This is a genomic window from Pseudomonas sp. 9.3L, from assembly GCF_058536285.1.
The window spans coordinates 2,460,195-2,474,591 of the sequence record NZ_JBZUBK010000001.1; the positions used below are offsets into that span (position 1 = coordinate 2,460,195).

The following is a 14,397-nucleotide window of genomic DNA, read 5'->3' on the forward strand; positions in this document are numbered from 1 at the left end:
TCTCATGAGCGTGCGCACGTACGACCCCGGCACCCTGATCGTGACAGAGACGCTCGCGCTGACGCCTGCGAGCCGCTACTGGCGCAGCCTGGAGGCGCTGGAGCAGCGCGCCCTCGCTGAACACCCGGCGCTGGCCGCGCAGTTGGACGCCGAGTTCACCGACGCGGCGCTGCCCGAAGGCATGGACCGCAGGCGCTTTTTGCAGCTGATGGGCGCTTCCCTCGCCCTGGGTGGCCTGACGGCGTGTGGGCCGGCGCCTGATACCGCTATGCCGTACGTGTTGCAACCTGAGAACACAGTGCCAGGCGTTGCTCGCTGGTATGCCACATCGGTGACGCTCGGCGGATATGCCCAGCCGGTGCTGGGGCGCACGCACGTAGGCCGGCCTACCAAACTGGAGGGCAACCCCGACCACCCGGCCACGTTGGGGCGGTGTGACGCCTTTACCCAGGCGGCGATCCTGCGCCTGTATGACCCTGATCGGGCACCCGCGCCACGCCACAAGGGCGAAGAAAGTAGCTGGAAAGCGTTCCAGGACCATCAGCGCGAGGTGCTGGAACGCCTCGATGGCGTACAGGGCGAGGGCTTCCATGTACTGATCGGCGCCAGCAGCTCCCCTACCCTGGCGCGCCAACTGGAGGTGTTCAAGGCTCGCTGGCCAGGCCTACGGGCGTACCGATATGAACCCTTCGAAGGGCGGCGCTACGAGGCTGCTCGTGCAGCGTTCGGGCGCCCAGTCGACACCCGCTTACAGTTGGCGGCCGCAGAATGGGTGGTGGCGTTCGATGACGACCTGCTAGGCGCCGGCCCCTGGCAGACCGCCCATGGCCTTGGCTGGAGCCAGCGCCGGGCGGCCGCTGCACGGGGTGAGGGCGATGCCCGGCTGTTCGTACTGGAGGCGGCCAGCAGCCTGACCGGCGCCAACGCCCACGAACGCCGCCGTATCGCCCCTGGCCAGGTGCGGGCCTACGTGAACGCGCTGGCGGCGGCATTGGGTGAGGCGCCTGCGGGGCCTACGCTCCCGGCCGCCGATCAGCAGTGGATAGACCACTTGGCCGCAGGCCTGAATGCCCGCCGCGGGCGTTGCCTGATCACCGCGGGGGCCTATGTGCCCGTAGACGTGCAGGCCACTGTGCATGGGTTGAACGCCCGCCTGGGGAACGTCGGCACAACCGTCACCTATAGCGAACCTGTGTGCCTGCTCAGCCTGGCCGGCGAGCCCTTGCAAGGCCTGCCCGCCTTGGTCCAGGCCATGGCAGACGGCACGGTAGACACCCTACTGATGCTGGACAGCAACCCTGCCTACACGGCTCCCGGCGACCTTGATTTTGCGGGCCAACTGGCCAAGGTGCCTCTGCGCCTGTGCGCCAGCCTCTATTACGACGAAACCGCCGCGCTGTGCCACTGGCACCTGCCCTTGAGCGATGCCCTGGACAACTGGAGCGATGCGCGTGCGGTGGACGGTAGCCTGTGCATTCAGCAGCCGCTGGTCTCACCCTTCTACAGCAGCAAGGCATTGGCAGAAATGTTGCCGTTGTTTGCCGGCGCGCTGAGTGCAGACGCACGAACCGAGGTGCGCAACACCCATGCCGCATTGGCGGAGCCCGTGTGGCGTGAAGCACTGGAGCTGGGGTACCTGAAAGGCAGCGCGTACCCTGCGCTGGACGTCATTGCAGCACCCGAAGCAGCGGCTGCCGAAGCACCGGCTCCCGGAGCGCGGGCCGAAGGCCTGACCTTGATCCTGCGCCCAGACCCTTGCGTATGGGACGGGCGCTTCGCCAACCTGGGCTGGCTTCAGGAATTACCCAAGCCCCTCACCAAACTCACCTGGGCGAACGTGGTGGCGCTTGCCCCCGCGCTGGCTCAGCGCCTGGGGCTGAACAACGGGGACTTGGTCAAGGTAGACGTGAAGGGGCGGAGCGTTACAGGCCCGGCCTGGCTTATGCCTGGCCAGCACGAGGCGACTGTGGTGGTGTATGGCGGCTACGGCCGGCACCGCGCCGGCAAGGTAGCCGACGGCGTGGGGTTCTCAGTCACTCCGATGCAGACAGCCGATTCGCCCTACGAGCAAGCAGGCGTTCAACTGATGCCCACAGGCGGCCATCACGCCTTGGCCAGCACCCAGATGCAACATGACATGGGCCACACCGAGCTGATCCGTGAGTTCCCCCGCAGCAGCCTGGAGGCGCCTGTTGCGGAAGTACCGCCGCAACCTTCCCTGTACCCGCCGATTCCTGCCAGTGACACGCGCTGGGGCATGCTCATCGACCTGGATCAGTGCATCGGCTGCAATGCCTGCGTGGTGGCGTGCCAGGCGGAGAACAACATCCCCGTGGTTGGGCCCGAAGAAGTCGCCAAAGGCCGGCAAATGCACTGGCTGCGTGTGGACCACTACTACGCCGGGCCGCCCGAGGCGCCCACTTCGCACTTCCTGCCCGTACCCTGCATGCACTGTGACCAGGCGCCTTGCGAGGCAGGCTGCCCGGTCAACGCGACCGTGCACGGTACCGGGGGGCTTAATGAAATGGTCTACAACCGTTGCATTGGTACCCGCACCTGCTCCTCGTTCTGCCCGTACAAGGTGCGGCGTTTCAATTGGCTGGACTGGACGGCCGATGACGCCCCCGCCACGCAAGCCATGCGCAACCCCAACGTGACGGTACGCGCACGGGGCGTGATGGAAAAATGCACCTATTGCGTACAACGCATCAGCGACGCCCGCATCACCGCCCGTAAGGAAGGCCGCGACGTGGCCGATGGTGAGGTGGTTACCGCCTGCCAGCAAACCTGCCCTACCCAAGCCATCACCTTCGGCAACTTGGCCCAGGAACAGAGCCAGGTGGCACAAGCCAAACACTCATCGCGCCATTACGGGCTGCTGGAGGAACTCAATACCCGGCCCAAAACGACTTACCTGGGCGAAATCACCGACGCCCCGCTGGGTTCGGAGGGCGCCTGATGGCCGACACGCCGCATTTCCTGCCGCAAGATTTGCCTGCCAGCGCGGTCACCGCGCAGGTGATGGACATCCCCTTGCGCTTTACCCAGCAACGCCGCTGGTGGTACTTGCTCGGGGCTTGTTCCGTGCTGCTGGGGCTGTTCGTGGTGTCGGTGATCGTGCTGTTTGCTAAAGGCGTGGGCGTGTGGGGCAATAACATCCCGGTGAGCTGGGCGTTCGCGATCCTCAATTACATTTGGTGGCTGGGCATTGGCCACGCGGGCACCTTCATTTCGGCGCTGCTGTTATTGCTGGAGCGGCCCTGGCGCAATTCCCTCAACCGCCTGGCCGAGCTGATGACACTCATGGCCGTGTGTTGCGCCGGGGTGTACCCCATCCTGCACCTGGGGCGGCCGCAGTACTTTTACTGGATCGCCCCCTACCCCAGCACCCTTGGCGTGTGGCCCCAGTTCAAAAGCCCTACGGCGTGGGACTTTTTTGCGGTGCTGACGTACCTGTTGGTGTCGGTGCTGTTTCTGTATATCGGCGCCATCCCAGACTTCGCCGCCGCCCGTGACCGTGCCCAGCACCGGGGCCAGCAAGTGTTTTACGGGGTGCTGGCCCTGGGTTGGCGTAACGCGGCCAGCCACTGGTCGGCATGGCACCAGGCCTATCGGCTGATCGCCATCCTCGCGGTGCCCTTGGTGTTTTCGGTGTCCAGCGGCTATTCGTTCCTGCTCAACCTAGGGCTGGCCGCCGGTTGGCACTCCACGGTATTCCCGCCGTATTTCGTGGCCGGGGCGGTGTTTTCCGGGTTTGCGCTGGTTGCCCTGCTGGCCTGTGGGGTGCGCCGCCTGTTGCTGCTTGAAAACCTGATAACAGCACGCCACCTGGACATGCTCGGGCGGCTGATCCTCGCCACCGGCTGGCTCACCGCCTACGGCTACCTGGCGGACATCTTCATGGCGTTCTACTCCGGCGAGCCGCAGGAAATCGAAGTCACCCTCGCTCGGATGGTCGGCCCTACGGCCTGGAGCTTCTGGCTGGCGATCACCTGCAATGTGGTGCTGCTGCAAGCCCTGTGGTGGCCCACCGTGCGGCGCCATGCCGGCTGGCTAAGTGCAGTGGCCCTGGCAGTGCTGGTGGGCATGTGGTGCGAACGCTACATGCTGCTGATTACGCCGCAAACCCGTGATTTCATGCCCTCGGCCTGGAGCGATGCCTACAGCCCCAGCTTCTGGGAAGTAGCGCTGTTCCTTGGCACCTTTGGCCTGTTTGGCGTGCCGTTCTGCCTGTTTTTGCGGTTCGTGCCCATGGTCTCGGCCTTCGAGGTGAAACAAGCGCTCTACCAGAACCGGGAGGGCGCATGAACCTCAAGACCACGCCCTATGGCGTACTAGGAGACTTCGCCCAGGCCGAGGCGCTGATCGCCGCCTGCCAAGCCGCACGGGAGGCGGGCTACACTCGCATGGAAGCCTTTAGCCCCTTCCCGCTGGAGGCCCTTGATGCGCCACTTGGCTTGGGGCGCAGCCGGGTGGTGCGCTATGGCATCGTCGGCGGCGTGGTGGGGGCGCTGATTGGCTTTGGCTTGCAGGTGTACACCAACCTGGATTACCCCTTGGACGTGGGCAACCGCCCGCTGGTCGCCCTGCCTGCGTTCATGATCGTAACCTTCCTGCTGGCGGTACTGTTCAGTGCCGTCGCTACCGTGCTGGGGTTGCTGATCGAATGCCGGCTGCCCAGGCTGCACCACCCGCTATTCGATAGCAGCACCTTGGCCGGGGCGTCAGATGATCGCTTCGCGCTCTGCCTGCTGGCTGAAGACCCTCGTTTCGACCTTCCGGCGGCCCGTGAGTGGTTGTCGCACCGTGCAGACTCAGTCACTGAGGTGTGGCAATGACGCGCGTGGCCCGAATAACGGCCTTCGCGTGCGTTCTGGCACTGCTGGCCGGCTGCGACAATCTAGAGCGGCAGCGCAAGGCCAAGGATCAGTCACCCAGTGACTTTTTCCCTAATGGTCAGGTGCAACAACAGCCCCCTGCGGGCACCGTGGACCGTGGTGATGCTGCCCGCCGGGCGCAGCTTGCCCAGCGGCCCGCACTGACCGCTGAATTGCTGGCACGTGGCCGGGACCGGTATGAGGTGTACTGCACGCCCTGCCACGGAGTGGCGGGTGATGGCCATGGCACCATCGTAGCGCGGGGCTTCCCGGCCCCTCCGGACTTCATAGAACCCCGACTGCTCTCTGTGCCAGAAGGCTACTTCGTGGGCGTGATTAGCAGCGGCTACGGCCAGATGTACAGCTATGCGGCACGGGTAGCGCCGGCCGACCGCTGGGCCATTGCTGCTTATATTCGGGCCTTGCAGCTAAGCCGGCACGCACCAGTGGCGCAACTGCCGCCAGAGGACCGCCAGGCCTTGGAGGCAGCGCCATGAACCGCTGGGTACTGGTCGCCGGCTTGAGCGCGGCACTGCTGCTGGTGGGTGCGCTGCTGCAGGGGCGCAGTGTACTGGCGGCGGCGCTCAGCGCTGCGCTCACCTGCATTACTTTGCCGATAGGGTGCCTGCTCTGGGGGCTGATGCTGCCTTTGATAAAAGGACAATGGCGCGCAGCCCTGACGCCACGGCTGCTGCTGGGCCTCGAAAGCCTGCCGTGGGCCTTGCTGGGATTACTGATCTTGGTACCGGCGGCCTGGTGGCTATACCCCTGGGCGCTGCACCCGGCAGAGGGTTTCCGAGGGTTCTGGTTGCAGCCTGTCACCTTCCTGGCGCGGGCGCTGCTGTACGCAGCCCTTTGGTGGTGGCTGGTTAGCCGGCAGAGGGCAGGCGTGGGCGCCGTGGGTGCGGGGCTGGGCGTGATTGCCGTTGTGCTCACGCTGTCGAGTGCGGGTATCGACTGGCTGATGAGCCTGGACGATGAGCTGGGCTCCACCATTTTTGGCCTGTTCTTCGTGATGCGTGCCTTGCTCATGGGCCTGGCGTGGGCTGCGCTCGGGTCGCAACACACGGACCATCGATTGCTGCGTGGGCTGATGGTCGGTGCGTGCCTGCTGTGGGTGTACCTGCACTTCATGCAATACCTGGCGGTGTGGGCAGGTGACCTTCCTCGTGAAATTCAGTGGTACCTCGAACGCAGCACTCACGGCTGGGGGGTGATGGCGGTTGTGTTGGCGCTCACCCAAGGGGTGATTCCTCTGGCCTTGTTGACACTGCCCTGGGGCAAGCGGCCTTACGCACTTCAATGGGCCTGTGGGCTTACCCTGTTCAGTGGATTTATAGAGATGGCCTGGCTTGGCCTGCCGTCGGTCACGCCCGCGCCCTCCCTCTGGCTGCCGTTGGCGTGGCTGGCCTGGGGGCTGGCCATTGCCTGCGCAACTCGCTGGAGGCATGACCATGGCCGCTGAACATCAAGGCGCGCAACCAGAGGGCCAGTTGGAGGGCCAGTTGGAGGGCCGGTCGGACGGCACCTCGGTACGGGGCATCCTGTACACGGCCGCGGGCCTGGTGGCGATGCTGCTGGTGTGCGGCACCGCCATTGGCCTGCTAATGCACTATTACCCCCTTATCTATCAGCGCCGGCAGCCCCCGTTGACCGAGGTAGAGCAGCAACGCCAACCTCCGCCGCGCCCACGCCTTGAAGTGAACAGCCCCGCCCAAGGCGCCGAAGTCATAGAAGCCGGCAAGGCCAAATTGCGGGGTTACGGGCAAGTGCCTGGCGAATCAGGCCTGGCGCATATCCCCATCGAGCGGGCGATGCAGATCCTCAGCGAGCGTGGCTGGCCCGCCCCTGGCCAGGGGGCTGCGCCATGAAACCATGGGCTCACGTGCCACACGCCTGGGCGACTCCTCTGCTGGTGGGTGTGTTGATGCTGGGGGCGCTCCCGACGGCGCGCGCCACCCCTGCCGCCAACGCACCTGCAGCCGCTGAATTCGAGGGGGCGGGTATTGAGGACCGGCTGGGCGCGGCCCTTCCCCTGGATGCCCCCTTTACCGATCAACAGGGGCAGGCGGTCACATTACGCCAGTACAGCGGCAAACGGCCCTTGATCGTGGCGCCGGTGTACTTCACCTGCCCTAACGTGTGCTCCGCCCAGCTGGCCACCTTGTTCATGGTACTGGACGCGCTGGATTACCAGCCGGGCCGGGACTACGAACTGGTGGCCTTCAGCTTCAAGCCGGAAGAAACCCCCGCCGACGCCGCTGAGCAGCTGGCAGCCCTGGCGCGGAGGTGGCCGGCGCTGGCTAACAACCGGTCGGTCCACTTTCTGGTAGGCCCTCAGGCGTCCAGTGCCGGCCTGGCCCAGGCCATGGGCTTTACCTACCGCTTCGATCCACGGATTGGCGAATACGCACACGCTTCTGCTGTGGCCACAGTTACCGCCGCCGGTACGCTCACGCGGTGGCTATACGGGCTGGGTTACCAAGCCAGCGATTTACGCCTGGCCCTCACCGAGGCGGGGGAAGGCAAGGTAGGCGACTTGGGAGATCAACTGGTGCTGCTGTGCTTTCACTACGACCCGCGTACGGGCGGCTATGACAACCTGGTGATCCGGGCGCTGCAAATCGGCGGAAGCCTCACCTGCTTGTTATTACTGGCGGGTATCGGCGTGGCGATTGCGCGCGAGCGCAGGAGGGCCGCGCGGTGAACGGGTTCTTTACCGAACTGTGGCCTATGGCAGGCTCGGCCTACGCCAGCCGCGTGGATTGGCTGGTGATGACCTTCACCGGGGTGATGTTGTTGTTCGTGCTGCCTGTGGTGGTGTGCCTGGTGTGGTTCAGCCTGCGCTACCGGGAGGGCAAGGACGTGCCACGGCACACCGCCGCGCTGGGTAACCATAAGCTGGAAATCGCTTGGATCGTAGTGCCCTTCATCGCTGCGATGATTCTGTTCGGGTTATCCGCGCGGCTGTTTTTCGAGGCCCGCACGCCGCCGGTAGATGCCCTGGAAATCCAGCTCACGGGCAAGCAATGGATGTGGAAATTCCAGCACGCCAGTGGCCAGCGCGAGCTAAATACCCTACACGTGCCCGCTGGCCGGCCAATCAAGCTCAATATGATTTCCGAGGACATGATCCATAGCTTTTATCTTCCCTCCATGCGCATGAAGCAGGACTTACTGCCAGGGCGCTATACGCAGATGTGGTTCCAAGCCGACAAACCCGGCACCTACCAAGTGTTCTGCGCTGAATTCTGCGGCACCGACCACTCGGCCATGCTTGCGAAGCTGGTGGTGCAGACGCCTGCCGAGTACGCGCAGTGGCTAGGCGTGGCCGAGGCGCCGGGCAGCCTGGCCGAGCAAGGCGAAGCGCTGTTCCAGCACCTGGGTTGCAGCGGCTGTCACGGTGCCTCGGCCGTGGTGCATGCGCCCAAGCTCGAAGGCCTGTATGGCCGCCCGGTGCCCTTGGCCGATGGCAGCATGGTCACCGCCGATGCGGCCTACCTGCGTGACTCGATCATGCTGCCGCAAAAACAGGTGGCCGCCGGCTACGCCCCCATCATGCCGACCTACAGCAACGTACTGGACGAAGAAGCCGTCGTGCGGCTGGTCGCCTACATCCAATCCCTCGGTAACACGGAGCCGCCGCAATGAACGTCCCTGCCCCCGTGCCCAGCTACCTGGAAGCCGGCCATAGCCTGCGTTCATGGCTGCTGAGCACTGACCACAAACGCATCGCCGTGCTGTACATGCTGGCAGTGACTTTTTTCTTCTTCATCGGCGGGCTGGCGGCAGGGGTGATCCGGGTAGAGCTGCTCACCCCCGACGGCGACATCGTGTCGTCTGATGGCTACAACCGTGCCTTTACCCTGCACGGTGTGATCATGGTGTGGTTTTTCCTGATCCCGTCGATCCCTTCGGTGCTGGGCAACTTCCTCATCCCCCTGATGATCGGCGCCCGCGACATGGCCCTACCCCGCTTGAACCTGGCCAGCTGGTATTTGCTCATGGGGGGCGGGCTCTTCACGCTGTTTGCCTTGCTGGCCGGTGGCGTGGACACGGGCTGGACCTTCTACACGCCGCTGTCGACCATGTTCAGCAACGGGCACGTGGTGGCGGTGATCGTCGGGGTGTTCGTCACCGGGTTCTCGTCCATCTTCACCGGCATCAATATCGTGGTGACGGTGCACACGATGCGGGCGCCAGGCATGACCTGGTTCCGCCTGCCGCTGTTCGTCTGGGCGCTGTATGCCACCTCGGTGATTCTGATCCTGGCCACCCCCGTGCTGGCCATCACGCTGGTGCTGATTGCCGCCGAGCACCTGTTCCATGTAGGCATCTTCGACCCGGCACTGGGCGGCGACCCCCTGCTGTTCCAGCACCTGTTCTGGTTTTATAGCCACCCGGCGGTGTACATCATGCTGTTGCCCGGCATGGGTGTCGTGAACGAACTGGTCACCTCCGCCGCCCATAAGCGGATTTTCGGCTACAGCTTCGTGGCGTTCTCCAGCATTGCCATCGCCATCCTTGGGTTTATGGTCTGGGGTCACCACATGTTCGTGGCGGGGCAATCCATGTACGCCAGCCTGCTGTTCTCGTTGCTGAGCTTTTTGATTGCGATCCCGTCGGCGATCAAGGTCTACAACTGGACCGCCACGCTGTACAAGAGCCGCCTGGCCATCACCGCACACTTCCTCTACGCCAGCACCTTCATCGCGCTGTTCCTGCTGGGTGGGTGCGCGGGGCTGTTCCTGGCGCTGCTGGCCGCCGACCTGCATGTGCATGACACCTACTTCGTGGTAGCGCACTTCCACTACATCATGGTGGGCGCGGCGGTGTCGGCCTTCTTCGGGGGGCTTCACTTCTGGTGGCCCAAGATCACCGGGCGCATGTACAACCAGACCTTGGGCAAACTGGCGGCGGTGTTGATCTTCCTGGGGTTCAACTTAACCTTCCTGCCGCAATTCGTGCTCGGTTACGAAGGCATGCCCCGCCGTTATCACCACTACCTGCCACAGTTTCAGGTACTGAACGTGCTCTCCACGGCCGGTGCAGCGGTGCTGGCGGTGGCCTACGCCATGCCGTTCTGTTACTTGCTGTGGTCGTGGTTCAAAGGGGAAAAAGCACCGGCCAACCCATGGGGGGCTGCGGGCCTTGAATGGAAAGTCGCCTCGCCGCCACCCGAGCATAATTTCGAGCAGGTGCCCACGGTGGACTTCGAGGCCTACGATTACCCACCGGAGGCTACCCATGGCCGGGATTGAACACCCCATCACCGAACAGTTCGCCAGCGCTGCCCAGCAGCGCGAGGCGGTGCATCAAGGCATGTGGCTGTTCCTGGCTACTGAAACCATGATGTTCGGGGTGTTGTTGTTCACGGCGACCTATTACCGCATGGCCCACCCTGCGGGTATCGCCGAGGCGGTGGCCAAATTTCATTACCTGCTGGCAGGCGTAAACACCGCACTGCTGTTTACCAGCAGCATGGTGGTGACCCTGGCCTTAGCGGCGGCACGACGCGGCGACCGAGCACGCGTACAGCGCTGGCTGCTGGTAGCCAGCGCCCTGGCGGGGTGTTTTTTACTGCTCAAGGGGTTTGAATACCACAGCGAGTTCGACGAACACCTGCTGCCGGGTCAGGCAGGCAACCCGCTGGTGGCACCGCCGGCACGGCTGTTCGTGGGGCTGTACCTGGTGATTACCGGGGTGCATGCGGTGCACGTGACGGTGGCGATCCTGTTGGCCCTCGGGCTGTACTGGCGCGTGCGCGTAGGCCGCTTACCCTTACCTGAGCGGTTTCTGGTAATGGAAACCTTTGCCCTGTATTGGCACGTGGTAGACGTGATCTGGCTCTTTGTGTACCCCACCCTTTACCTGGTAGGGCGGCCCTCATGAGTACGCCTCGGGTACTGCTGGCGTATGCCGCCGGCCTGGTGCTGCTTGGCATCAGTATCGCTATCAGCGTATCTGCCCTGCCCTGGCGGCCGGTGTGGCTGTACAGCTGCGCGGCGCTGGACGCCGCGCTCATTCTGGGGTGCTTCGTTGAGCTGCAGCGCAGCAGCCCGCTGGTTAGGCTGTTTGCCCTGGGCACGCTGTTCTGGTTTGTGCTGCTGTTTGGGATGACGCTCATGGATCTGTACCAGCGGATGAGCGGGGGATAAAACCTCGTATCCCCTTAATTTTCTTCCAGTGAATGAACGATCAGGGCTTCAAGCTCGGCCATCTGAAAAGGCTTGGCCAGCATCGGCACGGTAGGAAACCGCGCGCGTACCTCGTCACTGGCAAAGCCTGAGGCGAAGGCGAAGGGGGTGCCTTTGGCTTGCAGGGCCTCAGCCACGGCAAAACTGGGTTCGCCGTTGAGGTACACGTCCAATAATGCGAAGTCGAATTTGCCGGTTTGAGCCAACCAGCAGGCGGTGTCCAGGGTGGGGGCAATGTCCAGGGTTTGCTCCACGCCCACGGCCTGGAACAGGCTTTCAAGGAACAAGACCACCAAGGCGTCGTCTTCCACCACCAAGACGCGAAGATGACGGATTCGATTGGCCCAGAGGACACCAGGTACTTTCATAAAAACTCTGCCGCTTCCTTCCGAATGGGCCAGCGTGGCTGGGGGCTAACGCTACGATGCCTCGCGCTATTTGTCGAGGGGTGGGAAGCCAGTTCCCGTTCCACCCCCGTCGCGTTCCCTCTCGATCCGCGTTGGTGCACGGCGGCATGGCGCTAGCTAATCCTTACAAACACAACTGCGTCTCACAGCCCCAGTTCACTTAGCCCAGGGTGGTCATCCGGGCGCCGGCCCAAAGGCCAATGGTACTTGCGCTCGGATTCATCAATCGGCAAGTCGTTGATGCAGGCGAAGCGCCGTTGCATAAGCCCATTAGCAGCGAACGCCCAGTTCTCGTTACCGTACGACCGGAACCAGGTGCCTGAGTCGTCGTGCCATTCATACGCGTAGCGCACGGCAATGCGGTGATCGGTAAAGGCCCATAGCTCCTTGATCAGCCGGTAGTCCAGCTCCTTGCGCCACTTTCTTTCAAGAAACGCCTGGGCCTCGGCGCGGCCGTTGATAAATTCGCTACGGTTACGCCAGTAGGTGTCCTCGGTATACGCCAAGGCCACTTTAGCGGCGTCTCGGGAATTCCAGCCATCCTCGGCGCCGCGCACTTTTTGAATCGCGGTTTCCAGTGTGAAGGGTGGCAGCGGCAAACGTTTTTCTTCGGTCATTTCAGCGCTCTCAGAACGGCTTGTGAGGAAGGATGTTCAGTCAGGGTTCGCGTGGTAGTGGCCGTGTAAAGGCCTTGGCGTAGCAGCAGTCAACCTTACCACCTTCCATGAGCCTGCCTGGAATGGTCCTTGGTTTCGTAAACACGGTTTTTGCACAATGCCTGAGGCCTCTATGGGCGATGGGCTGAAACAGATCATGCACCGTCAGTGCTTGACCCTTGATCCCCAAACTCGAGAAACCCTATGGAGGCGCTTCGCTGGTAATAACGCCCTACCGACCAACAGGCCAGGCGTTACCAAGTCGATGTGATAAACCAAAGCACCGACCACACGTGCAAATAGGTTCAGCGCATGTGCCCGGTGTGCTGTTCACTACGGCATGCCTAGCCAGGTAGGCAGCGCCAGAGAAATCATTGGTACATAGGTGACGAGCAACAAAAACAACAACAGAATCGCCAACCAGGGCAAGGCTGCGCGAATGGTTTGCCCCAGAGTAAGGCCGGTAACCGCCGAGGTAACGAACAGGTTCAAGCCCACTGGCGGATGCACCAAGCCGATCTCCATGTTCACCACCATCACGATCCCCAGGTGAATAGGGTCAATGCCCAGTTTCATGGCAATAGGGAAGAAGATCGGCGCCAGGATCAGCAAGATTGCCGAGGGCTCCATAAAACTGCCGGCAATCAGCAGCACTACGTTGACCATGATCAGGAAGCCAATGGGCGTCAGGCCTTCGGAAAGCACCCAGGCAGTGATCTGCTGCGGGATTTGCTCAGTGGTCAGCACATGAGCGAAGAGCATCGCGTTGGCGATAATGAACAGCAGCATGATGGTCAACCGGCCCGACTCCACCAGTACTTTTGGGCAATCGCTCAGCCGCATGTCTTTATAGACGAACAGCGCGATAAACGCCGAATACACCGCGGCCACTGCGGCCGCCTCGGTTGGGGTGAACATGCCGCTATAGATGCCGCCCAAGATGATGACCAATAGCAGCAAGCCCCAAAAGGCGCGACGGGCAGCCGATAGCCACTCGCGGAACGTGGCACGCGGCTGGGCGGGAAGCTTCTTCACCCGGGCGACGATATAGATCACGATCATCAGGATGACGCCCAACAGGATGCCGGGTATCACACCTGCCATGAACAGCTTACCCACGCTGGTCTCTGTGGCGGCCGAATACACCACCATCACGATAGAAGGCGGAATCAAGATCCCCAGGGTGCCGGCGTTACAGATGATGCCGGCGCCAAACTCTTTGGGATAGCCCGAGCGCACCATCCCTGCCACCGCAATGGAACCCACTGCCGCCACGGTCGCCGGCGAGGAACCTGACAGCGCGGCGAACAGCATGCAGGCCAGCACTGCGGCGATGGCCAGGCCGCCGCGGATATGGCCAACGCACGCATTGGCGAAATCGATCAGCCGCTGAGCCACGCCTCCGGTGGTCATGAATGCGCCTGATAGCAGGAAGAACGGGATCGCCAGGAAGGTATAACTGTCGGACGTCTCGAACAACTTGATGGCGAGCGAGCTTAATGAGTCCTGGCTGAACAACAGGATCGATACCGCCCCGGACAAGCCCAGAGAGATTGCAATGGGCACCCCAAGGAAGATGAACACGAACAACAGGGCGAACAGACAAAGCACGGTCATCAGTGTGTTTCCTTCCCTGGATGGGCCAGTTTGCTGGCTTCAGCGGCTTCGTCTGCCAACCCCAGACCGGTCTGTCGATGGGTGTAGATGCGGTACATGATCTCCAGATAGCGGACGATGACCAGGGCAAACCCAAAGGGTACAATCAACGCGATGTGACCCACCTTGATCCCGAAGCGGTCCAAGTCTTCCGCGCCAATACCCGCCCCTAGCACAGCCGATACCCACTTGATACTGGCCACCAGGAACAGCCCCGCATAGGCCAGGCAGCACGCACAGGCCAGCATCACCAGAAGGCGCTGTACCGGTTTGCTGGTCTTTTTGACCAGGACGTCTACGCCCAGGTGGCCTGCGGTGCGTACCCCATAGGCGATGCCGAAGAAGATCAACCAGCCAAACAGCGCTTTGGTAAGGGCGATGCTCCAGGTCATTTCCTGTGCCCACATCATTAGAAAATCGCCAATCGCCGCGAACAGGTCCCGGCTGACGGCCCATTGATCGCTGAGTACGTAAAACGGGTTGTAGAGATTATTCAGAGCGACGTAGACAAAGGTCACCAAGGTCATGGCAGCTAGCAGAAAGGCAATCATGCCCTCTTCAAAGTGCTCCCAAAGGCGTCTGAGTGATTGCATGAGAACCCTCT

15 protein-coding genes and 1 pseudogene are annotated in these 14,397 nt (G+C 62.7%); 12 read left to right on the forward strand and 4 right to left on the reverse strand.

Features of this window, described 5'->3' with window-relative positions:
• Positions 1-4: 4 nt before the first annotated feature.
• From AC4LE2_RS11320 to AC4LE2_RS11370, 11 genes are read left to right on the forward strand one after another with little or no spacing between them, the layout of a single operon-like run.
• Positions 5-2,959, forward strand: coding sequence for a Fe-S-cluster-containing hydrogenase (locus AC4LE2_RS11320; RefSeq protein ID WP_491825855.1), 2,955 nt, complete (start codon positions 5-7; stop codon positions 2,957-2,959).
• A complete protein-coding gene (nrfD, locus tag AC4LE2_RS11325) occupies positions 2,959-4,308 on the forward strand; it encodes an NrfD/PsrC family molybdoenzyme membrane anchor subunit (RefSeq protein WP_491825856.1) in 1,350 nt (449 codons plus the stop codon). The genes AC4LE2_RS11320 and nrfD overlap by 1 nt, the downstream gene beginning before the upstream one ends.
• Positions 4,305-4,838 carry a DUF3341 domain-containing protein gene (locus AC4LE2_RS11330; RefSeq protein WP_491825857.1) on the forward strand — a complete coding sequence of 178 codons (534 nt, stop codon included), beginning with the start codon at positions 4,305-4,307 and terminating at the stop codon, positions 4,836-4,838. The genes nrfD and AC4LE2_RS11330 overlap by 4 nt, the downstream gene beginning before the upstream one ends.
• Positions 4,835-5,374, forward strand: coding sequence for a c-type cytochrome (locus AC4LE2_RS11335; protein ID WP_491825858.1), 540 nt, complete (start codon positions 4,835-4,837; stop codon positions 5,372-5,374). Before AC4LE2_RS11330 ends, AC4LE2_RS11335 begins: the two co-directional genes overlap by 4 nt.
• Complete coding sequence (locus tag AC4LE2_RS11340; RefSeq protein ID WP_491825859.1) at positions 5,371-6,342, forward strand: hypothetical protein; 972 nt, start codon at positions 5,371-5,373, stop codon at positions 6,340-6,342. The genes AC4LE2_RS11335 and AC4LE2_RS11340 overlap by 4 nt, the downstream gene beginning before the upstream one ends.
• Positions 6,332-6,748, forward strand: a complete 417-nt coding sequence (locus tag AC4LE2_RS11345; RefSeq protein ID WP_491825860.1) for a hypothetical protein — start codon at positions 6,332-6,334, stop codon at positions 6,746-6,748. The genes AC4LE2_RS11340 and AC4LE2_RS11345 overlap by 11 nt, the downstream gene beginning before the upstream one ends.
• Positions 6,745-7,584 (forward strand): SCO family protein, encoded by an 840-nt coding sequence (locus AC4LE2_RS11350; RefSeq protein ID WP_491825861.1) that lies wholly within the window; start codon positions 6,745-6,747, stop codon positions 7,582-7,584. The genes AC4LE2_RS11345 and AC4LE2_RS11350 overlap by 4 nt, the downstream gene beginning before the upstream one ends.
• Positions 7,581-8,528 carry a cytochrome c oxidase subunit II gene (gene coxB / locus AC4LE2_RS11355; protein ID WP_491825862.1) on the forward strand — a complete coding sequence of 316 codons (948 nt, stop codon included), beginning with the start codon at positions 7,581-7,583 and terminating at the stop codon, positions 8,526-8,528. Before AC4LE2_RS11350 ends, coxB begins: the two co-directional genes overlap by 4 nt.
• Positions 8,525-10,138 (forward strand): cytochrome c oxidase subunit I, encoded by a 1,614-nt coding sequence (locus tag AC4LE2_RS11360; protein ID WP_491825863.1) that lies wholly within the window; start codon positions 8,525-8,527, stop codon positions 10,136-10,138. The genes coxB and AC4LE2_RS11360 overlap by 4 nt, the downstream gene beginning before the upstream one ends.
• Entirely contained in the window at positions 10,125-10,769 is a 645-nt protein-coding gene (locus tag AC4LE2_RS11365; protein ID WP_491825864.1) for a cytochrome c oxidase subunit 3, read from the forward strand. Before AC4LE2_RS11360 ends, AC4LE2_RS11365 begins: the two co-directional genes overlap by 14 nt.
• Positions 10,766-11,035, forward strand: coding sequence for a hypothetical protein (locus AC4LE2_RS11370; protein WP_491825865.1), 270 nt, complete (start codon positions 10,766-10,768; stop codon positions 11,033-11,035). Before AC4LE2_RS11365 ends, AC4LE2_RS11370 begins: the two co-directional genes overlap by 4 nt.
• Positions 11,036-11,049: 14 nt before the next feature.
• Here AC4LE2_RS11370 and AC4LE2_RS11375 read toward each other — a convergent pair whose 3' ends face one another.
• Positions 11,050-11,442, reverse strand: coding sequence for a response regulator (locus tag AC4LE2_RS11375; RefSeq protein WP_491825866.1), 393 nt, complete (start codon positions 11,440-11,442; stop codon positions 11,050-11,052).
• A 182-nt stretch (positions 11,443-11,624) separates the two neighbouring features.
• Positions 11,625-12,098, reverse strand: coding sequence for a nuclear transport factor 2 family protein (locus AC4LE2_RS11380; RefSeq protein WP_491825867.1), 474 nt, complete (start codon positions 12,096-12,098; stop codon positions 11,625-11,627).
• An 85-nt stretch (positions 12,099-12,183) separates the two neighbouring features.
• On the opposite strand from AC4LE2_RS11380, the pseudogene AC4LE2_RS11385 reads away from it, so the two are divergent.
• Positions 12,184-12,408 (forward strand): annotated as a pseudogene (locus AC4LE2_RS11385) (hypothetical protein); the annotation flags it as partial.
• Between the two features lie 62 nt (positions 12,409-12,470).
• Here the strand turns inward: AC4LE2_RS11385 and dctM are convergent.
• Positions 12,471-13,754, reverse strand: coding sequence for a C4-dicarboxylate TRAP transporter large permease protein DctM (gene dctM / locus AC4LE2_RS11390; RefSeq protein WP_491825868.1), 1,284 nt, complete (start codon positions 13,752-13,754; stop codon positions 12,471-12,473).
• Positions 13,754-14,386 (reverse strand): TRAP transporter small permease, encoded by a 633-nt coding sequence (locus AC4LE2_RS11395; RefSeq protein ID WP_491825869.1) that lies wholly within the window; start codon positions 14,384-14,386, stop codon positions 13,754-13,756. The genes dctM and AC4LE2_RS11395 overlap by 1 nt, the downstream gene beginning before the upstream one ends.
• Between the last annotated feature and the right edge of the window lie 11 nt (positions 14,387-14,397).